We start from the raw sequence: 23125 nt of genomic DNA, 5'->3' as shown, positions 1-23125 counted from the left end.
CGCGTTAAGGCCTGTGAACGGGGCACATATCTTGGGGAAAGAGCGCTTATGCTGACATATATGGCGAGAAGGCTGTTGGTCATGATACCGACACTGTTTATGATCAGTGTGCTGGTATTCATTGTCATTCAGCTTCCTCCGGGTGATTTCCTGACCACCTATATGAACGAGCTGAAAGCGCAGGGCGAAGCGGTTGATCCTTCCAAGATTGCTTTCCTGCGGGCGCAGTATGGCCTTGATGACCCCCTTTATATTCAATATTTTCATTGGGCGTGGGGGCTTTTGCACGGCAATCTTGGTTTCAGTTTTGAATATAATTTGCCCGTAACCGAGGTGGTTGGCGACCGTTTGTGGCTTTCGATGGTGCTTAATTTCAGTACCATCCTGTTCATTTACGTGGTCAGTTTCCCCATCGGCATTTATTCCGCCACACGGCAATATAGCTGGGGCGATTATGGCATTACGCTTTTGGGCTTTCTGGGCCTTGCCATGCCCAACTTCCTGTTTGCGCTGATACTGCTTTATTATGCCAATGTGGTGTTCGGGACCTCGATTGGCGGGTTGATGGACCCGCAATTTATCAATGCCGGATGGTCTTTGCCCAAGGTGGTGTCGATTATTGAACATTTATGGGCACCGGTTTTGGTCATTGGCACATCGGGCACGGCGGCGATGATCCGCCGGTTGCGCGCCAACCTGCTTGATGAATTGGGCAAGCAATATGTGGTGACAGCCCGTGCCAAGGGCCTGTCGCCGATGAAGGTGCTGTTCAAATATCCGCTGCGTATGTCTTTGAACCCGTTTATTTCCGATATTGGCAATATCCTGCCGCAGGTGGTGTCGGGCTCGGTTCTGGTATCCGTGGTGATGTCGCTGCCAACCACGGGGCCAATGCTGCTTTCTGCCCTGCAAAGCCAGGATATGTATCTTGCAGGGTCGTTTTTGATGTTTCTGGCGTTGCTGACGGTGGTGGGCATGTTCGTTTCGGATTTGCTGCTGGCGTGGCTTGATCCGCGTATTCGCCTGCAGGGGAGCATTTCCCAATGAGCCGCCATACCAACGATCGCGCCGATGAACATTTTGTCGATACCCAGCCCTTTGATCCGTGGGACAAGGAAGAGCTTTCGCCCGAACAGGAACGCTATTTCCTGGCGTCACAATGGAAGCTGATCTGGTGGCGGTTAAAACAGCACCGGCTGGCCTTTGTGTCGCTGATCATTCTGGCGGTGATGTATCTGGCGATTTTCATTGTCGAATTTTTGGCCCCTTATGCCCAGGAAACGCGTGACAGCCAGAATATCCATCATCCGCCGCAGGGGATTCATCTGTTTGCCGATGGCGCGTTTGTTGGTCCGTTTACCTATGGCACCGACTTTTCCGTCGATATGGAAACCTTAAAACCGGTCTATACGCCCAACCCGGCAAAAATAAACAAATTGCGGTTTTTCTGTTCGGGCGATCCATATGAATTCTGGGGCCTGTTTAAGGCGGATTTGCATCTGGTGTGCCCGGCCAAGGATGGCACGCTGTTTTTGCTGGGAACCGACCGGTTGGGCCGCGACATGTTTTCGCGCATTATTTATGGTGCGCGCATTTCACTGACCATTGGTCTGGTCGGTATTGCCGTTAGCTTTGTGCTGGGTGTTCTGATTGGCGGGGTGGCCGGGTATTTTGGCGGCTGGGTGGATAGCTGTGTGCAGCGCGTGATCGAGGTGATCCGCTCCCTGCCGGAAATTCCGCTCTGGATGGCGCTTTCGGCGGCCTTGCCCGTCACCTGGAGCCCGGTTTTAATTTATTTTGGCATTACCATTATTTTGGGCCTGATTGACTGGACGGGGCTTGCCCGGGCGGTGCGGTCCAAATTCCTGGCCCTGCGCGAGGAAGATTACGCCCTGGCGGCCCGTCTGACCGGGGCAACCCCAAAACGCATCATTGCCCGCCATTTGCTGCCCAATTTTGCCAGCCACCTGATTGCATCGGTAACGTTGTCGATCCCCAATATGATTTTGGGCGAAACCGCGCTTAGTTTCCTGGGCCTTGGCCTGCGTCCGCCGGTGACAAGCTGGGGGGTGTTGCTTAATGAAGCACAGAACATCAATGCCGTGGCGGTTTATCCGTGGCTGATGTTGCCGGTGGTGCCGGTGATTATTGTTGTGCTGGCCTTCAACTTTTTGGGCGATGGCCTGCGTGACGCGGCGGACCCCTATAAAAACTGATTGGGCAGGCGGCGCAACGGTTGGTTATTTCTTGCGCAGCCACAGGCTGGTTTCGATGCTGCCTTCAACCAGGGGCAGGTCATTGGCGATGGAGGCTGTCACCGTGTCCTTCATGAAGCTGTTGGCATAGGCCGATGACCACATGATGTCGAACCCGTTGCCGGCCAGAAGGGCGGCCACGCCCTGCTGTTCATTATATCCCCGCCATTGCCAGGCCGAGGGATAATCTTTTGGCAGGCAAATATCGTGGATGTGGATGATGACCCCGGATGGCAGCACAGGCAGTATGTTTGAAAACAGCATATCGACATCGGTACCGGGCATCAGGATGTGGCTGCTGTCTATGGACAGAATATCGCCATTACACAGATCGGCAAAAACCGAAACAGGCACCTGTTGCACGATTTTTTGGTGGATGGTGATTGGAAGCAGGGCGATGTCGGCGCGTGGGGCCGGGTCGATGGCGGAAATGAGGGTATCAAGCCGTTCATCCAGCACGGCACGGTAGAAAAAACGGGTGCTATGCCCGGACCCCACCTCGACAATACGCTGCGGACGCAATTCGCGCGTGATGACATAGGCCATCATGCCATCCATGCCAGGAAACCAGCCCTGTTCCCAGCGTGGATCTGGCGGGGTTGCCTGTTTAAATCCCATCAGCGCGTCACGATACAGTTCCGCCTTCAATAGCCACGATTTAATGTCTTCGCGGTGATCGGCAAACTGTTGTTCCAGGGCCGTATAATGCGGGCGGCCAACGGATTGTGCCGTTTGTGCCGCATAGCGATAGGGGATGAAATACCCGGCTGGTTCCTTCCCGAACAGGGTTTTGAGGCCCAGTTTCCAGCGGCGCATTTTTTTGGCAAAGGGAAGGTTGGTCATTATCATCCTTTATATCGGCCGGGCCGGGCAATATTCTCGGGTTCCTGCCCCTTGTCTATCCGGTTTTGGCCGGGAAGGTAAGGGGCATAACGCACTGATATGCTGTGTGTTAGGGAATGGCGTTAAATGTTTCAGACATGATTGCCGTTAAATGGGGAGGGTGTTTCCTTCCTGCCAGCGTCGGCGGAGCCACAGGGAAAAGCAAAGCGAGATTGCGGCAAAGACGACCATCAGGAAATAGGTTTGTGAGCCAAAATGTTCAAAAAGCGGGCCTGAAAGCCAGATTGACCCACCGAGAAACAGTCCCATCGAGAGTGTTGCCATCAAGCTTTGGGCCGATGTTGCGATTTGGGCCGGTACCGCGCGCGCAATAAAGCCGATGGCCCCCAAATGCGCAATACCAAAGGTCAGGGCATGAAGGGGCTGGACCAGCAGGATCAGCCAGAAATTATCGGTCAGGCCCAAAACCGTCCAGCGGACGATGCCGCCAATCGCCCCAACGGCAAAGAGCAGACCCGGATGGTAGGACCGCATATATTTCCCGGCCAGCGCAAACAGCACGATTTCGGCCATGACGCCGGTTGACCAGAAAAGACCGATCTGATCATGGGAAAAACCCACATTTTCCCAATGGACCGAGGCAAAACCGTAATAGGTGCCGTGGCTGGCCTGGGAAAAGCAGATGCAGCCAAGATAGTTCAGGAAAACCGGCGATTTAATCAGATACAGGATCGACGAACCGCTGCGCAGCGGCCGGTCGGTCTGCGGGTTGGGCATTTGCGTGATGATGGCAAAATTGACAATGCCAGCCGCGCAGATCATCCAGATGATCGCATCATTGCCGGTGGCATCAAGCACCCAGCCCGCGCCATAGGAGGCGGCAATAAAGGCCAGCGAGCCCCACAGACGAATACGGCCATAATCCAGGTCGCGCTGTTTGCATTCATGCACCGTAATAGTGGTGCCCAGCGGCAGAAGCGGCGCATAGGTAAAGCCGATAATGGCCGAAAGCCCCAACAGGAACCAGAACTGGTCGGCAAAGGAAAAGGCGATGATGGTCAGGATATAAATCCCGGCCAGAATGATCATCGGCGTTTTGCGATTGCCGGAGCGATCCGCTTGCTGGGCGATCAGCGGGTCGGCAAAGATGCGGATCCAGTTGGGCAGAGACAGCAAAATGCCAATTTCACCACCGGAAAGCCCGTGCCCCTTAAGCCATACCGGCCAATAAGGCAAAAACACGCCCTGGATCAAAAACAGGCCGACAAAAAACAGTGCCAGAATGATGGCCGTCTGGCGGCGGGTGGCATCGGCGGGGCGTGTCATGGGTGGCGTCTCATGGGGTGATTTCTCTGGGGGCGATTTCTCTTGGGGCAATAAGTCCGCGTTTGATGGCGCGAACAATATAACGTGCCGGATGCACGGCTTCCCGTACAGGATCAGCCAGGGGCGCACGCTGGCCGGTGATGTGGCTGGCAATGAGTTCGGCGGCAAGCGGCGCGCCAATCATGCCGCGCGCGCCAAAGCCGGTACAGACATACACGTCTTTGTGGTAGGGCGCACGGCAATATCGCGCATAATGCCGCCCTTTATCAAGGTCGGGATAAGCTTCCAGATAAGCCCGATAATCCGGTGCCGGGCCAATCAGGGGCAGGTGGTCTGGCGTGGTGGTGCGCAGGCCCGCCCGGCCTGTCAGCTTTGCAGGGGACAGACGTTTTGCCAGGTCGGGCAGGGCAAGTGCCAGCTGGGCGATATTGGCGTCGTGGTCGCTATCAAACATATCGGTGTGGTTGGCGTGGCGGTCAAATGTTGCGCCAAATACGTGCTGGCCGTTGCGCTCCGGTGTTAGGTAGCCCTTGTGGCTTAGAACACAATTTACCTTCAAATCACCCAATATGGCTTTGGAAAAGCAGGATATTTGCCCGCGCAAAGCAATAAGATAATCCTGCATCCACGTAGTTTGGGCAAAGGCGGATGTTTCCATTGCCCCGGCAATGATGACAGCGGCAAAATCGCCCAAAATGGCTCCGTCTTCTCCGTGCAATTGTACACCACCCGTGGAGTGCGAGGTGATTTGCGTAACCTTTTGCCCGGTGTGCCGAACGGATTTTTCGGCCAGAACATTGCAAACTGAAGGCGGATTGACCCAGCCTGCATCGCGGTAAAACAGTCCACCTCCGGGAACCGGCATACCCAGAACCTTGCTGGCGTCGACAGCAGAGAAATAGTTCACCGACAGGGCGTTATCGTTGGATGTGGTGGTTGCCTGTTTTTCCAAAATGGCGCGTTGGCGGGTTTCATCGCGCGGCGTGGCGGGCAGGGACAGCACACCACAAAACGCCGCCTCGATGGCCGCCCCCTCGTTTAGCTTTTGCCGCACAAGGGCGCTGCTATGGCGAAAGCCCGCCTCGTAATAGCGCCCAGCCAGGCTGTTATCGGCGGTGATATAGGGTTCCAACATGCCAATCGGGTTGCCCGAAGCCTCGGTTGCCAGGCGGGCATGGCGTTCAAATAAAGTGGTGCCAATTCCCAGCTTGTTTAAGGCATGGCAGCAGGAAGCCCCGGCAATGCCGCCGCCAATCACGGCAACATCATTGGTGTGGCGGGGGCTGCGTATAAAGGGCGCTGCCGGGGCAAACCAAGGCTTGTCGGCCAGTTTGTAACCGGCTTTGCTACCGGCACCGGCCCTGTCATCGCCTGCCGGGTTGGTCATGCGCTCAGGGCTTCGTCGGATTGTTCGGCCAACAGGGCCAGGGCCTCGCGCACCACGTTGGCATCGGCACCTTTGCGATGGGCATTTTCACTGATGTAGCGGCGCCATTGTTTGGCCCCGCGCAGGCCCTGAAACAGGCCCAGCATATGCCGCGTCACATGGCCCAGCATGGTGTGGGGTTCCTCAAGATGTGTCTCGATATAGGGCAGCATCGCCTCTACTACCTGATGGCGGGTGCGCGGGGGGGCGTCATCTCCATAAAAACGCGCATCAACACCGGCCAGAATATAGGGGTTCTGATAGGCTTCCCGCCCGATCATGACACCATCGACCTGCGCCAGGTGGGTTTCGGTTTCATCAAGCGTCTTGATGCCGCCATTAATGATGATCTCAAGTTCCGGCAATTCCTGCTTTAATTGATAAACCAGATCATATTTCAGCGGGGGAACTTCGCGGTTTTCCTTGGGGCTAAGGCCGTTTAGCCACGCCTTGCGGGCATGGACGATAAAGGTTTTGCACCCGGCATCGGCCACGGTTTCAACAAAGCGTTTTAGCGACGGGTAATCTTCCTGGTCATCAATGCCAATGCGGTTTTTTACCGTCACGGGGGCATCGGATGCCGCAATCATGGAACGTACACAATTGGCGACAATATCGGGCGTTGCCATTAGACAGGCGCCAAAGGCCCCGTTTTGCACCCGGTCGGATGGGCAACCGCAATTGAGGTTGATTTCATCATAGCCATAGCCATTGGCAATGTCGCAGGCGCGCGCCAGATCATCGGGGTTGCTGCCGCCAAGCTGCAGGGCAACGGGATGTTCAGCATTATTATAGCGCAAATGCCGATGGGCATCGCCGTAAATGAGGGCACCGGTTGTTACCATTTCGGTGTAAAGCAGGGCATGCTGGCTGATCAGCCGAAGAAAATAGCGATCATGCCGGTCTGTCCAGTCCATCATCGGGGCAATAGAAATACGCCGGTTGACAGTCATGCCATCCTGTTCCTGAAATGGGGTTCATCCTTGGGGTTGCCGTATCGTTGGCGCGGTCTTTATATAGTGTCTTGGATTTTGGTGCAAATGCCTGCAACCCGATGGTTGGCATGGCTGCTTTGCGCGTGTCTGGCAAACAGGATGTATGTATGATTACGGTTTACGGTATCAAGAATTGCGACACAGTGCGCAAATCGTTGAAATGGTTTGCGGCACAGGGTGTCGAAACCAAGTTCCACGATTTTCGTGTTGACGGGCTGGAAGCCGCGCAGGTTGAAAAATGGCTGGGTGACGTGGGTGGCAAAGTGCTGGTCAATAAACGCGGGCCAAGCTATCGCAATCTGTCAGATGGGGACAAGGCAGCACTTGAGCAGGATGATGCAGCGGCGGCACAGGTGTTGGCGGCCAATCCGACCGTGATCAAGCGCCCGGTGGTGGATTTTGGAAGCGTGCGCACGGTTGGCTATGATGAAGCCCGATGGAACGATCTGGTGACGGCATAATGGATCAGGTTGTCGTAAAACCGAAAATTGGTGCCGTGCTGTTTGATTGTGACGGGGTGCTGGTTGATACCGAAAATCTGGGTAATGCCGTTTTGGTCAAGCTGTTGAACGAATATGGCTGCCCTGTGACCGAAGACATGACGCATCGGTTGTTTGTCGGCGGGACGCTGGCGATGATCGGCCCGAAAATGACGGAAATGTATGGCGTAACGCTGCCCGATAACTGGACCGATGAATGTTATGCCCGTACTTTCGAGGCGCTGCGCAATGACATGGAACCGTTTGAGTATGTTGAAGACATTCTTGACCTGTTAGACGGAGCCAACATCCCCTTTGCCATTGGCAGCAACGGCCCGCACGACAAAATGGGTATTTCGCTGGGCAAGGTGAATATCTTAAACCGCTTTACCGGACGCATTTGTTCGGCGCGTGATGTGCCCCATGCCAAACCTGCACCGGATGTTTATCATCTTGCCGCCAGCCGGGTGGGTGTTGATATTGATGATTGCATTGTCATTGACGACAGCGTGAGCGGTGTACGTGCCGGTGTTGCCAGCGGGGCCACGACGATCGGTTTGGTTGGCGCGACACCGGGCAACCTGTTGCTGGAAAATGGGGCGCATTACCTTGCCAATGACCATCGCGAGCTTTACGAGATGCTAAAGGGCTGGTTGTCCTGAGACGATATATCCGAACCAAAAAAACGGGCCCGCTGAGGCCCGTTTTTCGTATCCGGTTTATGTTTGGGTGATGGGTTATTCGCCAATCACAATGCCTTCGCGGCGCGGGTCTGCGCCGCCGGTCAGGCCATCCGGGCCAATCTTGATGATATGCAGGCCGGAATTAAGGTCGCGGATATCGGTTTTAAATCCGGCAGCTGCGAGGGCGGGTGCCAGTTCTGTGGCCTTGGTACCCGCCTCGATATCAAAGGTGCCAAAACGGTTGACCAGGTGCGGCATGGCGGCGGCCTGTTGCGGGTCCATGTCCCAATCGATCATCGCGATGAGCGATTGCGCGACATAGCCAATGATACGGCTGCCACCGGGCGAGCCTGCGGCGATGACGGGTTTGTTACCCTGCATGACAATGGTGGGCGACATGGAGGAACGCGGGCGTTTGCCTGGTTCAACGCGGTTGGCAACCGGGTTGCCATTGGCATCGGTCGGTTTAAAGGAAAAATCGGTTAGCTCGTTATTCAGCAAAAAGCCGTTTGTCATCAAACGCGAGCCAAAGCCGTTTTCAATCGTGGTGGTCATGGAAACAACATTGCCCCACGAATCCACAATTGAAAAATGGCTGGTGCAGGGGAATTCGATGGCATTGTCATCCCCCCAGTTTGACGCATGAATTTGCGGCGGATTACCCGGTTTTACAGCATCGGCTGGCAGGGCCAAACCCCGATCCAGCAGGCGGGAGCGTTCCGCCAGATAGCCTTCGTCAAGCAGGCCCTTGGTGTTTATCGGTACAAAATCGCTATCGGCCATATAGCGCCCGCGATCGGCAAAGGCCAAACGTGACGCATCACCAATCAGCCGCCAGCTTGTGGCGGAATAGGGGCCGTATTTGCCAATGTCATAGGGTTCGATCATGCCCAGGATTTGCCCGACCGTGAGCCCACCGGACGACGGCGGGCCCATGCCGCAGACATCATAGCTGCGATAAAAGGCACAAACCGGGTCGCGTTCCTTGACATCATAGGCGGACAGGTCTTCCTGCGACAGAAGGCCGGGGTTCCAGCTTGCCCCGCGGACTTTGCTGACAATCGCATCGGCAATCGGCCCGTGATAAAAGGCATCCGCACCGCCCTGGGCCAGGGTGCGCAGGGTATTGGCATAGGCCGGGTTTTTCAGCAGTTTGCCTGCAGGCAGTGGCTCGCCCTTGGCATCAAGGAAATAGGCTGCGGCTTCGGGGTCCTTTTTCAGGCGTCCGCCATCTTCCTTTAGCAGTTCCGCCAAACGCGGGCTGACTAGAAAACCCTTGTCGGCGCGGTCAATCGCCATTTCAAACAGGCTGGGCCAGGGCATTTGTCCCCATTTTTGATGCGCCTTTTCCAACAGCATCGGGGTGCCCGGCGTGCCGACAGACCGCCCGCCAACAACCGCATCATAAAATTTAAGCGGTTGGCCATCCTTGCCCATGAACAGGTTTTCATCCGCCGCCATTGGCGCGGTTTCGCGACCGTCCATTGTCGTCAGTTTCTGATGGGCGGCATCGTAATAAACCAAAAAGGCGCCGCCGCCCAGACCCGACGATTGCGGTTCGACAAGGCCCAGCATGGTTTGCACGGCCACCATTGCATCAATCGCGTTGCCACCCCGGCGCAGCACATCGGCTCCGGCCTGAACGGCCAGCGGATTGGCGGCACTGATCATCCAGTTGTGCGATTTAACTGCCTCTCGCGTCTGGTTGGTGGCCGACCCACTTTCGGGGGCAACGGCATCGGTGACTTGTTGGGCGTTGGCATGGGGAATGCTTGCTATGCCCAGGCTTGCCACGAATGCTGCCAGGGCAAGACAGGGCAGGGTTTGATGATGGCGCGCGGGCGCATCCGCTTTGGACCAAACAGAAAGAATGCGGGTGCGAACGGCGTTTAGCGGCGCTGAATTACCGGCCGCCGAAAAGAATTTTCCTGTCATGGCTTCCTGTCTTTTGTTGTGATGTTTTGACGCTGGAAAGGAATGGTTTCAGAAAAATGCACCATTGAAAAGCAAACAATCCCGTTTGGCGCGTATTGCCATTGGTGGAGTTCAGCTTTGGCGGGGCAGGGGTTAAAAACCGATGCCCCGTTTTTTACCTGAAATCAGGCGGCACTTTTGTTTTTGGCGCTGTCGTCTTCGCGCGTCAGGTTTTTTTTCATCCAGTCCAGGACATTATCGGCGGCATCCTGCCAATGGGTATCGAGCATCATGGCATGTGCAATATGATCCAGCAGAATATAATCCGCGTCATAGCGTACAGCAGTATGATGAACCATTTCGCTTGGAACAATTTCATCGCGTTTCGCGCCGATAACCAGCATCGGGGGCAAATCGGTTGGTGATAAAAACACCGGGTTTGTTCCGGCCATGTCCATCAGCGCCCGGTGGCTTTCGGTTTCAAGGCGGCCAAAATAAATCATGCCGTCATCCGATGCGACGTCGTTTGAGAGCATGGCCCGCCCCAGCCGGTCGCGCAGCAGGGTGTGTGGTCCAATTGCCTGAAGCCAGAACATTTGTAAAAACAGGTCGGGCTGGGACACGGCCATCATCGCATTGTTTGCCAGCAAGCCTTCGGGTGGAACCGATGCCATCAGAACAACGGCACGCGCCGGATGTTTTTCCAGATATTTCTGAACGATATAGCCGCCCATTGAATGACCAATCAGGATCGGGATTTGGCCCAGTGTGTCGATGACGGTTTCAAGGTCCTCGACATAATCATCAATCGAGGCGAGGCTGCGCACGTTCCGCCCGCCAGAACCGCCATGCCCGCGCAGGGAAAATGAAATCGTTTCGTATCCGTGATCTGCAAAATAGGTCAGAAAATGTTCGTTCCAGCACCATGCGCCGGTAAAGGCCCCGTGAACCAGAACCACGGGATTGGAACACAGGCGGGGGCCGGTTGGCTTGCGACGAAAAATTTCCAGTTCAGGACTCATCAAAGCCTCCTTACGCAGTTGTTTCGGGCGGGTAACAGTTCGGGGTGCCAGGCATATGGCAGCAATGTTTGGTTCTATGAAGGCACGTTCAAAAATCTGCCCAGGGCAGATTTAAGAATGTCAGAAATTCAAGGTCCGGACTGGCAGGGTGAAAACGGCTATCCGGGACATATGTTGAATGCGTGGCAACCGGAAAATATCAATAAAACGTATGTTAGCACATCATCATGAAAATGGCACGTTCCTATCCCTTACAGATAGGATTGCGGTCATCATGTGCATTACTTATGATAAGGATGACGACGTGTAATTGACAGGCAGTTCCCGGTAGGCAGGGAGAGACTACCGGATATGGATTGCAGGTCTGAAAAGGCCGGGGGCAATGGTAAAACTGGATGTCGTTGGAATATTGTCCGATTTGGACGATACGGCACTGGCAGATGTTGAAAAACATGTCAGGCGGCGTGTTTTTCAACCGGGCGCGGAAATCATAGAGTCCGAGGGGGACAGCAGTGATGTTTTTCTGATCCTGTCCGGGGCCGTGCGCGTGGTGAATTATTCCCTATCGGGTCGTGAAGTGACATTGGAAGAAATTGGAGCCGGGGGCTGTGTTGGCCATCTGGCCGCGATTGACGGCGAACCGCGATCAGCCTCTGTGCTGGCGGTGGGTGTTACCGAAGTTGCCATGATGAATCCGACCAGTTTTGAAACCGTGATCAAGAACCATCCCACTGTGGCCTGGCGGGTGATTTGCGAATTGGCCCGGATTGTTCGGGCGTCAACGCGGCGTATTGTCGATGTCAGTACATTGGGGGCCAATGCGCGCGTTATTGCCGAAATATTTCGCATGGCACAACCAATGACCCAGGAAGACGGGTCTGCCGTGATAAAACCGGTTCCGGTCCATTCGGATCTGGCAAGCAAGGTCAGTACCTCGCGCGAGACGGTGGCCCGTGTTTTTGGCAGTCTGGCCCGTCAGGGAATTGTTCTCAAGCAGGGTGACAGCCTTTTTGTCCCCGATATTTTACGTCTTGAGGCCTTGTTAACGCAATCAGAGTGACTTTTCTGGCCGATGGACGGTGCAGGAGAGTTTGTCTGTATTTTGGAAACTATAAAAAAAGACAGGGCTTGTGATGGTTGTCACAGCATAAGAGGCCGGGCGGGCTTAGAGTTTTAACGTCCGATCTGATGATCGTGGCAAATCTCCCCCAAGAGATAAATTTACTGGCCGCACCTTCGGGCGCGGCCATTTTTTTTGGTGTGCCAGCGGCATTTATTCTACTATCCGCAGCAGTGTGACGGAATGGTGAGAAGAAAATGCGACTATCGATTGGACTGGCGGGATTAAGTGGCATGAGTGCCGTGGCATTGGGCGCCTTTGCCGCGCACGGTATGGCGGGTGAGGAAATGGCTTATGCCCGCGACTTGGTGGAAAAGGGCGCACATTATCAGCTTGTTCATGCCGTTGCGATTGTCGTGGTTGCGGTGTTTGCGCTTTTACGTCCCAACATGCGCTTGCTGGCTTACGCCAATGTCGCTTTTTTACTCGGCAGCCTGCTGTTTTGCGGGTCGCTTTATGCGATTGCCTTTAGCGGTGTACGTGCCTTTGGCATGGTTGCGCCTGTTGGCGGGATCAGTTTTATGGCGGGCTGGCTGATGCTGGCGATTGCCGGTTTCCGGGCGGTGCCTGTCCGGTTGGAGGGCGAAGATGTCAACTGATATGATGATCAGGATCGTTCTGTCAGACAGGACTTGAACAAAGATGAAAAAAGGCGTGATCCGATGCCGGGTCACGCCTTTTAAATTCGGGTAATCCAGTTGCCCTGACGGGCAAGCTGATTACTTCATTTTCGCTTCTTTGAACTCGACATGCTTGCGCACGACCGGGTCATATTTGCGAAACGAGAATTTCTCGGTGGTATTCCGCGGGTTCTTCTTCACAACGTAGAAGTAACCGGTGTCTGCGGTGCTTACCAACTTAACGAGGATCGAAGCGGGCTTCGCCATGTCTCTGCATCCTGTATTCAGGTGTGTCCTAGGCGGCGGAACATAAAGATTATGGCCGCAGTGTCAACACATATTGGCGCATTGATCTGTTTTTTTAGTTTATTGTTGGTTTTATCGCGATTTCCCCGCTGCTTTGCTGGCGAAAATAGCTATATGCGACCGGATCTTTCAGAATATTCAGTGCCACATCGATATCGTATTTGTCAGTGCTGTAACTGGGCGGGCATTTTTTGCGCAGGGCGGCGCGTTCCGATTCATTTTTAAAATCAACCGTTCGCCATGCCTGAAGGATGTCTGCCAGTTCGCCTTTCTGGCGCATGACATGGTCAATCAGCTCTGCCGGGGACTGGTCGGCAATGCCCGATGTACAGATTGCCGGATGCAAACCGATTCGATCAAATGTGTAACCCGAGGGGGCAACCAGGCGCGACCATGTAAAGGTGATGGTTCCCTGGTTTTTAAGGTCGTTGATCGCCTGGACAGAGCCCTTGCCAAAGCTGGTTGACCCTACCAGGACACCCCGGCCGCGATCCTGAAGGGAGGCTGCCACAAGCTCTGCCGAGGAGGCCGTGCGCCCGTTGATCAGCACCACAAGCGGCAGACCATTGGTAAAATCGCGCGCATCGGCGGTAAAAATATGTTTGGCTGCCGGTACGCGGGTGGTTGTGGTGCCAATCGGACCATTGCTTAAAAACGCATCGGCGACCGATACGCCCTGATTTAGGATACCGCCACGATTGCCCCGTAAATCAAGGATCACCCCGACCAGCGGGCTGGACGACCATATTTTGGCGTCCGCAATGGCCTGTTCTATTTCGTCGGCAGTATCGTTATTGAAACTGCGGACTTCAATGATCAGAACATGATTGCGGATTTCGGCAAAGACGGTGCGGGCAATAATTCGTTCACGTGGCACGTCAAGCTTGCGAACCAGGCTTGATCCGGTGGGGTTGATTTCAAGCACCGCAATGCTGCCCGGTGCCCCTTTAAGACGGTCGATCACATCAAGCCGGCTGTGATTATAAAGGTCCGTGCCGTCCACACTGATGATCTGGTCGCCCGCATGTATGCCATATTTCAGGGCCGGGGCATTTTCGACGATTGTTTTGACCACCGGATAACCGTTTCCGGCAATCAGATCGACGCCAATGCCAATATATCCTTCGCGCCGGTCGCGGGATGTTTCCGCACGGTTGGGTGTTTCGTAACGGCTGTAGGGGTCAAGGCCATCAATAGCCCCGGAAATAAGCCGTGACTGGATTTCAAGTGCGCTGGCCTGGCGCAGGGCCGGTGAATAAACCCGATAGGTCCGCACACTCTCCATGATCAGCTTGCCCCACACATCGGCATGGATATGGTCGCTGGTTTCGTCATCTTCCATATCGGGCAGGGGCAATGTTGCTACCTGTTTGCGGCCATAGCGCGCCAAAAGGTCGTCCGGTGTGATGGAAACCGAAATCTCGGGATCGATCCTCTCCAGCCCGTCGATGGCCTTTACGGTTAATTGTTCGGGACCAAGCGGGTCGATATAGCGGTTGCCAAGCAAATTTAACGCCTGGGTGACAACAGCACGGGTGTCATCATCGCTGGTGTCTGTCAGGGTAAGGGAAGGGCGTGGAGTGCAGGATGACAATAAAAACAGGGCAAGCCCCAAAGGGGGAATGACGGATTTGACAAAACCGATCCCTTTTGCCCTTGATCGGTGGCGGTACCCTTCAGTCATCTTAATCCGATATCCTGTATGCCGTGCAATTCCGTGAATGTTGGGGTGTATCGCCAGATCGCACCTGTCACATATCATATGCGTAAAAAACCGTCTAGCGCATGGATATTTCAAAGTTTTTTGGCTCGTAAAGCGGCAAGGCAAAAAAGGTGGCTGATACCCGGTCCGTCAACCCCGGATGCCCATTGCCCATTGCACCCCCAAAACACCGCCTTTGACAAAGGGCAGCAGGCCAAGTGTCAGGGCCAGTGTAACCGGAATCCAGATGCCCAGTTGCAAGGCCAGAGACGGTGTGCCCGATTGCTCGACGGCCAAAGCGCCAGGCACCACCAGGTGTCCGACAATTAAAATGGTGAAATAGGGTGGGGCATCGTCGCAGCGATATTCACCCAGTTTATGACCACAGAAGTCGCAGGTTTCACGAATTTTCAGATACCCGCTAAAGGCGAGGCCATGCCCGCAATTCGGGCATTTGCGCCGGAAACCACGGCGCAGGCCGGTAAAAAACCGTGAAGCACCGGATTCCGGGGGATATTCGTGGGAGGTCTCATGCGGGTCGGGGGTCATCATTTACAGGGTCCCTGACGATGGTAACGGGTATCCATATGGAACTAATCATTTTTCTGCGATCAAACGTGTAAATTTAATGCACGCAAATGACGGTACGTATATGTATGTTTGAAACAGGACCATCATCGGAGCGATCGTTGCGATCGGCAAGTATTTTTACGTGTTCTCGCCACGCGACAGAAAGACTCAGGAGCCTTTTTTATCATGGACAATGCTGACGACATCATTTCGCGGCTCAAGCAGGACTTCATTGAAGATACGATTGACCGTGTTGACCGGATAGAAACCACGATTGACCGGGTTGCTGGCGGTATGGATGACGCATCGGCCGGTATTGCCGAATTGCGCCGCGAGGCGCACACCGTCAAAGGGTTGGCAGGATCTTTTGGATTTCCGCTGGTTGGTGCGATTGCGCACCGGCTGGAGGATTACATTGCCGATTTAACCAAAATTGATGATCAACAAGCCGCATCGCTGGTGGATTTTACCACCTGGATACGCGAAATCGTTGAAAGCGGCACCAATCCGGCTGCCGAAGAAGAAATTCGCATTTTGCGTTCGCTGCCATCGCGCACCGCTTCGTCAGGCGGTGCCGCCGATACGCGACAAGGGGCGACTTCTGCGCATGGTAATCAGATGGAAGTTCTGATTGTGACGGCAACCGCCGTACAGGCGCATTTTTTACAGCGCGAGTTGCGCGAACGCGGCTATCGTACCATTGCCGCGCGTTCTGCCGTCGAAGCCTTTCAGACCGTGGTGCAATCGCGCCCCGACGCCATTATTTCGGCTGCTGTACTGGACGGTCTTAGCGGGATTGAACTTATTCGTGCCCTGTCGGCGATGAAAACGCTGCAAGGCAAGCCGCTGGGCCTTTTGACGAGTTTTGATGCCAGCCACCCGGACCTTGAAGGCCTGCCTGAAAATGTCACCGTGATTACCAATCGCGGGCGCGAAACAACTAAACATCTGGTGAAATTTATTGAAACGCTGGGGTGAAACCGGCGCTTTCACAAAGACTTTTTGATCGCTCAAAAAACAACACCCCGCATTTTGTGCGGGGTGTTGCCGTTATGGCGAGGGTCAAGATTTGGGCTTGTTGGCCGCCCGATTGGCGGCGCGTAATTTACGCTGCTTTTTGGGCATCGTTTTTTTGCCATCGGCTTTTTTTCCTGCCGTCTTTTTGGCGCTGGCGCGAAAGCCGGGTTTTGCGCCGTGACGGTCATTGCGATCACCAGGGCTGCGTTTGCCGCGCGGCGGGCCGCTGCGCCGCCCGCGCGGGCGTTCAACCAGGTCTCGTGCGGTGATGTCGGCATGGTCCGCCAGACGCAGCGACAATGATCCGGTCGCGGCATCGGCATCGGCCACGCGTACCACGACGGTGTCGCCAAGGCGGAAGGTCTTGCCGCGATTTTCACCGACCAGGCAATGATTGATTGCGTCATGGACGTAATAATCATCGGGCAGGGTGCTGATCGGCACCAGCCCGTCGGCCCCGGTTTCCTGCAGGGTGATAAACAGACCAAAATGCGTGACGCTGGAAATTTTACCCGGCAGTTCCGCCCCGACGCGATCGGCCATATAGGCCGCCACGTAACGGTCAACGGAATCCCGTTCCGCCATGGCCGCGCGGCGTTCGGTTGCCGAAATATCCTCGCCAAGCTGTTCAAACCGTTCGCCATCCTGCGGGCGCAAGGCACCTTCGCCCAAATGCAGCCCGGCAATCAGCGCGCGGTGCACCAGAAGGTCGGCATAGCGGCGAATGGGCGATGTGAAATGGGCATAACGGTTCAGCGCCAGGCCAAAATGGCCGATATTATCGGGGCTGTACATGGCCTGGGACTGGCTGCGCAACACCACCGTATTAATCAGTTCTGCTTCGGGCGTGTCCTTTGCCATTTGCAAAATCTGGTTGAAATCGCGGGGTTTTAAAACCGACCCCGGACGCAAATTATAACCCGCCCCTTCCAGAAATTCGCGCAGGGCCTCCAGCTTTTCCTCGCTGGGGGCATCGTGGATACGGTACATACAGGGCTGTTTCAGGCGTTCAAGTTCTTCAGCGGCACACACATTGGCCGCGATCATGAATTCCTCGATCAGCTTGTGGCTGTCAAATCGGGCGCGCGCGGCGACAGCAACGATTTCACCCTTGTCATTCAGCTCGATTTTGCGTTCCGGTACATCGAGTTCCAGAACACCGCGTTTCTCACGGGCAGTAAGGAACGCATGATAAGCCCCATAAAGCGGCCGGATTACCGTATCAAGCAACGGGGCGGTTGTTTCATCAGGTGTACCGTCCATTGCGCGCTGCACCTGGTTATAGGTCAGGCGCGCGGCCGAATTCATCATGCCCCGGCAAAATTTGTGCCGCAGTTTCTGGCCCTTGGCATTCAGCCACATTTCCACGGCCATACAGCCGCGGTCTTCGTGCGGGACCAGCGAACACCAGCCGTTTGACAGCTCGAACGGCAGCATGGGCACAACGCGATCGGGGAAATAGCAGCTATTGCCGCGTTTCACCGCTTCACGGTCAAGGGCATCGTCGGGGCGCACATACCAGGACACATCGGCAATCGCGACCATGACATGCCAGCCACCGGGATTTTCAGGGTCGGGATCGGCCTCGGCCCAGACGGCATCGTCAAAATCGCGCGCATCTTCGCCGTCAATGGTGACAAGCGGGATCTGCCGCAAATCAGTGCGGTTATCCATTGGGGTTGCTTTGGATTCCCGTGCCTGAAGTTCGACTTCGGGCGGAAATTCAAACGGGATGCCGCGTGCGTGAATGGCAACCAGGCTGATGGATTTGGGTTCGTTGATATTGCCCAGAACCTCGATAATCCGGCCTTTGCGCAGGCCAAAATGTTTGCCGGGCAACAATTCCGTCAGCACGAGGGCTCCGGCTTCAAGGCCGGGATGGTCATCTAACGGCACGGCGATCTCGCCGCTATCCTTGCGGTCGGTCGGCACCACACGGCCTTCGCGCTGATTGGGGCGGAAAATACCCAAAATGCGCTGTGGGCCGCTGCCCAACAGGCGCATGACGCTGGCATCATAGGTGCTTTTGCCGGTATAGCGCAGCTTGGCGAGGATTTTATCGCCAATGCCGGGCGCGCTGGGGCCGTTGCTGCCACGCCGCGATGATTTCACGTAAATGACAGGCGGATCATAGGGTTCTTTCCAGACATTGGGACGGGCCAGCACCTCGCCATGTTCGTCCAGTCCGGTAATTTCAAGCACTTCGACCGGGGGCAGGCGACCGGGTTTGTTAAACCGTTTGCGCCCGGCCACGACGTCCCCGCCAAATTTCAGATCCTTGAGCATTTTTTTAAGCTCGATCTTGGCCGCGCCACGGATATTGAAAGCGCGGGCAATTTCGCGCTTGCCAACCGGCGTCGGGCTCATCTCGACAAATTCGAGAATCTGCTCTTTGGTCGGGAAGGGAATGTTATCTTCTTTATTGTTCGCCAAGTTTGTGGCGTCCTTTCAAAATTCTTGTGCGGGCCGGATGGCTGTACACTCAACTCCGGCCCGGAAAGACAGGGCTGCTTTCTATTTGGCAGCCGCCTTTTTTGTGGTTGTCTTTTTTGCTGCCGGTTTTTTGGCAGGTGTTTTCTTTGCAGCCGTCTTTTTGGCGGGAGCCTTTTTCGCCGGTTCTTTTTTCTCGGCGGTTTTCTTGGCACCCGAAGCAGCTGTTTTGCCGGTTTTGGCACCGGCCTTGGCTTCTTTTTCCTTTAAGGCGGCAATCGCCATTTCCAGGGTGACATCTTCCTTTTTTGTGTCACGCGGCAGGTTGGCGTTGGTTTTCTTGTGTTTGACGAACGGCCCCCAGCGGCCTTCGGCCAGCAAAATGGGTTCGTTATCGTCAGGATGTTTGCCAATTTCCTTGCCGGCTTTTTCGCGTTTGTCGGCAATCAGGGTAATGGCGCGGTTTTCGCCAACTGTCAGAACATCGTCATCGGCCTTAAGGGAGGCAAAAATGCTGCCTGCCTGGACATAAGGCCCAAAACGCCCGATATTGGCTTTGATGGTTTCGCCCGTTTCCGGAAATACGCCCACATCGCGTGGCAATGTCAGCAATTCTTCCGCCTTGGTCAAATCAACGACCGAGGGTTCCAGACCCTTGGGCAGCGAGGTGCGTTTGGGTTTAACCTTCTTGGGCTTGCCATTTTTGCCCTCGACGGTTTCTTCCTCGCCAAGCTGCACATACACCCCATAAGGGCCCTTGCGCAAGGTAATTTCCTTGCCGGTGGCGGAATCAACGCCCAAAACCTTGGGGCCGCCATCAAGTTCGGCGGTGTCGCCGGCATTGTCGTTGGCCACCATCGGTCGGGTGTAATTGCAGTCCGGGTAATTGGAGCATCCCAGAAACGCGCCGAATTTACCCAGCTTCAGGCTTAATGTGCCTTCTTCGCATTTCGGGCATTTATGCGGATCCGATCCATCCTCGCGCGGCGGGAACAGATAATTTTCCAGCATCACCTGCAGGGCATCAAGAACATCGCTGATCTTGAGTTCCTTGGCCTCATCGACATTGCCTTTGAACGATGTCCAGAAATCGGTCAGGACATCGCGCCATTTACGTTCGCCATTGGCAACATCGTCAAGCTGGTTTTCCAGCTCCGCGGTGAAATTGTACTGAACATAACGTTCAAAGAATTTCGACAAAAATGCCGTCACCAGGCGCCCGCGATCCTGGGCGATGAAACGGCGTTTTTCCAGGGTAACGTAGTTACGGTCCTGCAATACCGAAATGATCGAGGCATAGGTTGACGGACGGCCAATGCCCAGCTCTTCCAGCCGTTTGACCAGGCTTGCCTCGGTATAGCGGGGCGGGGGCTGGGTGAAGTGCTGGTCAACCGAGACCTTTTCAAGGCCGGGTTTCTGCCCTTCTTTTAACGGCGGCAGGCGACGGTCATTATCGTCATCGTCGGAATCATCCTTGCCTTCCTGATACAGTTTAAGGAAACCATCAAATTTCACCACCGACCCATTGGCGCGTAACACGACATGATTGTCATTCGAGGCCAGATCAACCGCCACCTGGTCAAATTTCGCGTCTTCCATCTGGCAGGCGACGGTGCGCTTCCAGATCAGGGTGTACAGGGCCAACTGGTCCTTATCAAGGTGGCGCGCCACCTGCTCGGGACGGCGGAAAACATCGGTCGGGCGGATGGCTTCGTGGGCTTCCTGCGCGTTTTTGGACTTGTTGGCAAAGCTGCGCGGATTTTCCGGCAGGTAATCCTTGCCATAATCCTTGTCGATCAGGCGGCGTGCCCCGGCCAGGGCTTCGGAGGACAGCACAACGGCGTCGGTACGCATATAGGTGATCAAACCAACGGTTTCACCGCCAATATCAACGCCTTCATACAGGCGCTGGGCCAGTTGCATGGTGCGTTTGGTGCCAAAACCCAGTTTGCGCGAGGCTTCCTGCTGCAGGGTGGAGGTGGTGAAAGGCGGCTGCGGACGGCGTTTGACGTCCTTGCGCTCCACCTTGGAAACCGTATAGCTGCGCGATTCCACCTTTTCCTTGGCAATTTTGGCATCGCTTTCGCTGCCAATTGCCAGCTTGTCGAGCTTTTTGCCATCCAGATGGGTCAGGCGCGCGGAAAATTTGCCTTCGGGCACACCAAAATTGGCTTCCAGCGACCAGTATTCTTCAGGGCGGAAGGCCTCGATCTCGATTTCGCGTTCGCAAATCAGGCGCAGCGCGACCGACTGCACACGTCCTGCAGAGCGTGAACCGGGCAGTTTGCGCCATAACACCGGTGACAGGTTAAAACCCACCAGATAATCCAGTGCGCGGCGCGCCAGATAGGCATCGACCAGTTCCTGGTTTAAGGTGCGCGGGTGGGCAATTGCCTCGGTTACGGCACGTTTGGTGATTTCATGAAACACAACGCGATGCACATCGCGGCCCTGCAGCAGCTTTTTCTGTTCCAGAACTTCAAGGATATGCCAGGAAATGGCTTCACCTTCGCGATCCGGGTCAGTCGCGAGATATATGGTATCAGAGTCGCGTGCAGCAGCAGCAATGTCGCGGATCTGTTTTTCCGACCGGCTGTCGGTTTCCCAGATCATGGCGAAATCGTTATCTGTATCAACCGAACCATCCTTGGATGGCAAATCGCGGATATGACCAAAAGAAGCCAACACCTTGTAATCATCACCGAGATATTTGTTTATCGTCTTGGCTTTGGCTGGCGATTCGACGATGACAAGATTCATTACTGCTTACGTGTCCGGTTTTTGCGCCTGGTGGCGGAAAAGGTATGCTGCAAAGCATATGTATCGCAAGTCCCTTCATATCATGACGGAAAATGCGCTCGGATTGTGTCTTGAAACGCTGTTGACGATTGATATTGGGTTTATTTCAACGACGGCAAGACTCAATTAGGGATACGCGATACCCTATTTCCGGGGTGACGTTCAACCCTTCCTGCAAGTTCAAGCTCGATCAACAGGGTGGAAACAGCCCCCGCAGAAAGATTTGATGCCCTGATCAGGCTATCAATTGCCATTGGGGCACTTGACAGCAATTCATATATTTTTTCGGTGTCAAAGCCCTGTTCGCTTTGGGACGGTTGGGGCTTTGGGGCGGTTGCTTTTGCCGGGCTTTGTGCGGTTTTTTCTGTTTTGGGGGTTTCTTCGTCATCGGGCATTGTTGCCCGGTCCTGCTCCATACCTGCCAGAATTGCCGCAATGTCGATCACGCCACTTTGGGCCGGGGCCGGGCGATTGTCGCTATTAAAGGCCGATACAGGGGCATTAAATTGCCGAAGACCCTGTGCCGGACCAACAACATCGAGAATGGCATCAATGGAGTCGCACAATATTGCCCCGTCGCGGATCAGGCTGTTGGGGCCGGCGGCACGCGGGTCGGTGGGGGATCCGGGAACAGCAAAAACATCGCGCCCCTGTTCGGCAGCCATGCGCGCCGTAATCAGGGAGCCGGAATTGCGCCCGGCCTCGATCACGACAATCCCCTGTGACAGGCCGGAAATGATGCGGTTGCGACGCGGAAAATGCCGCGCCTGCGGCTTGAGGCCCGGTGCCATTTCGGAAATGACACAGCCATTTTCACAAATACGCCGGTAAAGATCGGCATGTTCACGCGGATAAATGACATCCACGCCGCCAGCCACCACAGCAATTGTCACCCCCGCATTGCTGCTGCCTGACGAGGAATTGCCGGTTTGTTTTCTTAAGGCGTTAATCGCCCCTTCATGGGCAGCACCATCAATACCGCGCGCCAAACCCGATGCCACATTGTAACCGGCCAGGGCGAGTTCGCGTCCCAGTTTCCCTGCAAACTGACAGCCGCCCAGCGACGCATTCCGTGCCCCGACAATGCCGATTGTGGATTGGTTCAGAAATGCCGGATCGCCCAGAACATAAAAGTAAGGCGGGGCATCCTCGATCGCGGCCAGTGCGGTCGGATATTCCGGGTCGCCCCAAATGATGGGCCGGGCCGAGATGGCCAGAGCCATTTCGATTTCGGCAATCGTGTCATCGCGCGTGGCGATTTGCATCGGGCGTTTGGCCCGGCTTTTGGCAATAATGTCGGGCAGGGCCTCCAGCGCCATTCGTGCCGCGCCAAATTGTTCAAGCAAGCGGCGAAAAGTCACCGGTCCGATCTGGCCGCTACGCGCAAGACGCATACGGGCCAGTCGTTCGGATTGGGGAAGCCGCTCGGGTTGTGATGTTTTTGAATTCATAGCGCGCGAATTGTGGCTATTCCGACGTTAAAACGTCAAGCATTTCTATCGTGACATCAGCACGATAGGGGCCACTACAGGTAATATTTGTCACATTTTTGCCAGTTTTGGTTGTCATGTTATTGTCATCGTTTGTTTACGAATGAAAACAAACGTATTGACTTTTG

Annotated in this window: 19 protein-coding genes; 7 read left to right on the top strand and 12 right to left on the bottom strand. The window is 55.0% G+C overall.

The genetic code is table 11. The features are described 5' to 3' along the window. The first annotated feature begins 48 nt into the window (after positions 1-48). Together TH25_RS09150 and TH25_RS09145 are read left to right on the top strand one after the other, a co-directional pair. Complete coding sequence (locus TH25_RS09150) at positions 49-1047, top strand: ABC transporter permease (protein WP_114088213.1); 999 nt, start codon at positions 49-51, stop codon at positions 1045-1047. Further along, positions 1044-2216: an ABC transporter permease gene (locus TH25_RS09145; RefSeq protein ID WP_114088122.1), complete on the top strand. Its 1173-nt coding sequence runs from the start codon at positions 1044-1046 to the stop codon at positions 2214-2216. Before TH25_RS09150 ends, TH25_RS09145 begins: the two co-directional genes overlap by 4 nt. Positions 2217-2240: 24 nt before the next feature. Here the strand turns inward: TH25_RS09145 and TH25_RS09140 are convergent, their stop codons facing one another. From TH25_RS09140 to dusA, 4 genes are all read right to left on the bottom strand, one after another. Continuing rightward, positions 2241-3098 (bottom strand): class I SAM-dependent methyltransferase, encoded by an 858-nt coding sequence (locus TH25_RS09140; protein WP_114088121.1) that lies wholly within the window; start codon positions 3096-3098, stop codon positions 2241-2243. Positions 3099-3245: 147 nt separating this feature from the next. Then, complete coding sequence (locus TH25_RS09135) at positions 3246-4424, bottom strand: 3-phenylpropionate MFS transporter (protein ID WP_114088120.1); 1179 nt, start codon at positions 4422-4424, stop codon at positions 3246-3248. A gap of 10 nt (positions 4425-4434) precedes the next feature. Next, positions 4435-5811, bottom strand: coding sequence for an FAD-dependent 5-carboxymethylaminomethyl-2-thiouridine(34) oxidoreductase MnmC1 (gene mnmC1, locus TH25_RS09130; protein WP_114088119.1), 1377 nt, complete (start codon positions 5809-5811; stop codon positions 4435-4437). Then, positions 5808-6803, bottom strand: a complete 996-nt coding sequence (gene dusA / locus TH25_RS09125) for a tRNA dihydrouridine(20/20a) synthase DusA (RefSeq protein WP_114088118.1) — start codon at positions 6801-6803, stop codon at positions 5808-5810. The genes mnmC1 and dusA overlap by 4 nt, the downstream gene beginning before the upstream one ends. Before the next feature lie 149 nt (positions 6804-6952). Here dusA and TH25_RS09120 point away from each other — a divergent pair, with 149 nt between their 5' ends. Together TH25_RS09120 and TH25_RS09115 are read left to right on the top strand one after the other, a co-directional pair. Beyond that, positions 6953-7306: an ArsC/Spx/MgsR family protein gene (locus TH25_RS09120; RefSeq protein ID WP_114088212.1), complete on the top strand. Its 354-nt coding sequence runs from the start codon at positions 6953-6955 to the stop codon at positions 7304-7306. Beyond that, entirely contained in the window at positions 7306-7986 is a 681-nt protein-coding gene (locus tag TH25_RS09115; RefSeq protein WP_114088117.1) for an HAD family hydrolase, read from the top strand. The genes TH25_RS09120 and TH25_RS09115 overlap by 1 nt, the downstream gene beginning before the upstream one ends. A 75-nt stretch (positions 7987-8061) precedes the next feature. Here the strand turns inward: TH25_RS09115 and ggt are convergent, their stop codons facing one another. After that, entirely contained in the window at positions 8062-9942 is a 1881-nt protein-coding gene (ggt, locus tag TH25_RS09110) for a gamma-glutamyltransferase (protein WP_114088116.1), read from the bottom strand. A 164-nt stretch (positions 9943-10106) separates the two neighbouring features. Next, entirely contained in the window at positions 10107-10943 is an 837-nt protein-coding gene (locus tag TH25_RS09105) for an alpha/beta hydrolase (protein WP_114088115.1), read from the bottom strand. A 382-nt stretch (positions 10944-11325) separates the two neighbouring features. Here TH25_RS09105 and TH25_RS09095 point away from each other — a divergent pair, with 382 nt between their 5' ends. Together TH25_RS09095 and TH25_RS09090 are read left to right on the top strand one after the other, a co-directional pair. Beyond that, positions 11326-12003 (top strand): Crp/Fnr family transcriptional regulator, encoded by a 678-nt coding sequence (locus tag TH25_RS09095; protein ID WP_114088113.1) that lies wholly within the window; start codon positions 11326-11328, stop codon positions 12001-12003. 257 nt (positions 12004-12260) lie between these two features. Then, positions 12261-12662 carry a DUF423 domain-containing protein gene (locus tag TH25_RS09090; protein WP_114088112.1) on the top strand — a complete coding sequence of 134 codons (402 nt, stop codon included), beginning with the start codon at positions 12261-12263 and terminating at the stop codon, positions 12660-12662. Positions 12663-12782: 120 nt separating this feature from the next. Here the strand turns inward: TH25_RS09090 and rpmG are convergent, their stop codons facing one another. The 3 genes from rpmG to TH25_RS09075 all read right to left on the bottom strand — a co-directional run bounded on the left by rpmG (position 12783) and on the right by TH25_RS09075 (position 15243). After that, positions 12783-12950 carry a 50S ribosomal protein L33 gene (gene rpmG, locus TH25_RS09085; protein WP_007089918.1) on the bottom strand — a complete coding sequence of 56 codons (168 nt, stop codon included), beginning with the start codon at positions 12948-12950 and terminating at the stop codon, positions 12783-12785. A 94-nt stretch (positions 12951-13044) separates the two neighbouring features. After that, entirely contained in the window at positions 13045-14673 is a 1629-nt protein-coding gene (locus TH25_RS09080; protein ID WP_181847506.1) for a S41 family peptidase, read from the bottom strand. A 168-nt stretch (positions 14674-14841) separates the two neighbouring features. Next, the gene (locus tag TH25_RS09075; RefSeq protein WP_114088110.1) at positions 14842-15243 is read right to left on the bottom strand and encodes a DUF983 domain-containing protein; all 402 of its coding nucleotides are present in this window, start codon (positions 15241-15243) and stop codon (positions 14842-14844) included. Positions 15244-15447: 204 nt separating this feature from the next. Here TH25_RS09075 and TH25_RS09070 point away from each other — a divergent pair, with 204 nt between their 5' ends. Then, on the top strand, positions 15448-16239 hold the full coding sequence (locus TH25_RS09070) for an Hpt domain-containing protein (protein WP_114088109.1): 792 nt from the start codon (positions 15448-15450) through the stop codon (positions 16237-16239). Between the two features lie 84 nt (positions 16240-16323). On the opposite strand, the gene rnr is transcribed toward TH25_RS09070, so the two are convergent. The 3 genes from rnr to dprA form a co-directional block, all read right to left on the bottom strand. Next, positions 16324-18711, bottom strand: coding sequence for a ribonuclease R (rnr, locus tag TH25_RS09065; protein WP_114088108.1), 2388 nt, complete (start codon positions 18709-18711; stop codon positions 16324-16326). 81 nt (positions 18712-18792) lie between these two features. Further along, positions 18793-21468, bottom strand: a complete 2676-nt coding sequence (gene topA / locus TH25_RS09060) for a type I DNA topoisomerase (protein WP_114088107.1) — start codon at positions 21466-21468, stop codon at positions 18793-18795. Between the two features lie 161 nt (positions 21469-21629). Beyond that, positions 21630-22901 (bottom strand): DNA-processing protein DprA, encoded by a 1272-nt coding sequence (gene dprA, locus TH25_RS09055; RefSeq protein ID WP_114088211.1) that lies wholly within the window; start codon positions 22899-22901, stop codon positions 21630-21632. Between the last annotated feature and the right edge of the window lie 224 nt (positions 22902-23125).

The organism is Thalassospira profundimaris, assembly GCF_003326755.1.
In the GTDB taxonomy this organism is placed as follows: domain Bacteria; phylum Pseudomonadota; class Alphaproteobacteria; order Rhodospirillales; family Thalassospiraceae; genus Thalassospira; species Thalassospira profundimaris_B.
The sequence above is the reverse complement of the archived record's forward strand: the minus strand, read 5'-3'. Positions and strand labels throughout refer to the sequence as shown.

What these genes read in the sequence shown, in the direction of transcription:
- TH25_RS09070 (WP_114088109.1), top strand. Translation starts at nt 15,448, where the DNA reads ATGGACAATGCTGACGACATCATTTCGCGGCTCAAGCAGGACTTCATT.
- dusA (WP_114088118.1), bottom strand. Translation starts at nt 6,803, where the DNA reads ATGACTGTCAACCGGCGTATTTCTATTGCCCCGATGATGGACTGGACA.
- topA (WP_114088107.1), bottom strand. Translation starts at nt 21,468, where the DNA reads ATGAATCTTGTCATCGTCGAATCGCCAGCCAAAGCCAAGACGATAAAC.
- TH25_RS09105 (WP_114088115.1), bottom strand. Translation starts at nt 10,943, where the DNA reads ATGAGTCCTGAACTGGAAATTTTTCGTCGCAAGCCAACCGGCCCCCGC.
- TH25_RS09080 (WP_181847506.1), bottom strand. Translation starts at nt 14,673, where the DNA reads ATGACTGAAGGGTACCGCCACCGATCAAGGGCAAAAGGGATCGGTTTT.
- ggt (WP_114088116.1), bottom strand. Translation starts at nt 9,942, where the DNA reads ATGACAGGAAAATTCTTTTCGGCGGCCGGTAATTCAGCGCCGCTAAAC.
- rpmG (WP_007089918.1), bottom strand. Translation starts at nt 12,950, where the DNA reads ATGGCGAAGCCCGCTTCGATCCTCGTTAAGTTGGTAAGCACCGCAGAC.
- TH25_RS09075 (WP_114088110.1), bottom strand. Translation starts at nt 15,243, where the DNA reads ATGATGACCCCCGACCCGCATGAGACCTCCCACGAATATCCCCCGGAA.
- TH25_RS09140 (WP_114088121.1), bottom strand. Translation starts at nt 3,098, where the DNA reads ATGACCAACCTTCCCTTTGCCAAAAAAATGCGCCGCTGGAAACTGGGC.
- TH25_RS09145 (WP_114088122.1), top strand. Translation starts at nt 1,044, where the DNA reads ATGAGCCGCCATACCAACGATCGCGCCGATGAACATTTTGTCGATACC.
- TH25_RS09150 (WP_114088213.1), top strand. Translation starts at nt 49, where the DNA reads ATGCTGACATATATGGCGAGAAGGCTGTTGGTCATGATACCGACACTG.
- TH25_RS09120 (WP_114088212.1), top strand. Translation starts at nt 6,953, where the DNA reads ATGATTACGGTTTACGGTATCAAGAATTGCGACACAGTGCGCAAATCG.
- TH25_RS09135 (WP_114088120.1), bottom strand. Translation starts at nt 4,424, where the DNA reads ATGACACGCCCCGCCGATGCCACCCGCCGCCAGACGGCCATCATTCTG.
- TH25_RS09095 (WP_114088113.1), top strand. Translation starts at nt 11,326, where the DNA reads ATGGTAAAACTGGATGTCGTTGGAATATTGTCCGATTTGGACGATACG.
- mnmC1 (WP_114088119.1), bottom strand. Translation starts at nt 5,811, where the DNA reads ATGACCAACCCGGCAGGCGATGACAGGGCCGGTGCCGGTAGCAAAGCC.
- TH25_RS09115 (WP_114088117.1), top strand. Translation starts at nt 7,306, where the DNA reads ATGGATCAGGTTGTCGTAAAACCGAAAATTGGTGCCGTGCTGTTTGAT.
- TH25_RS09090 (WP_114088112.1), top strand. Translation starts at nt 12,261, where the DNA reads ATGCGACTATCGATTGGACTGGCGGGATTAAGTGGCATGAGTGCCGTG.
- dprA (WP_114088211.1), bottom strand. Translation starts at nt 22,901, where the DNA reads ATGCGTCTTGCGCGTAGCGGCCAGATCGGACCGGTGACTTTTCGCCGC.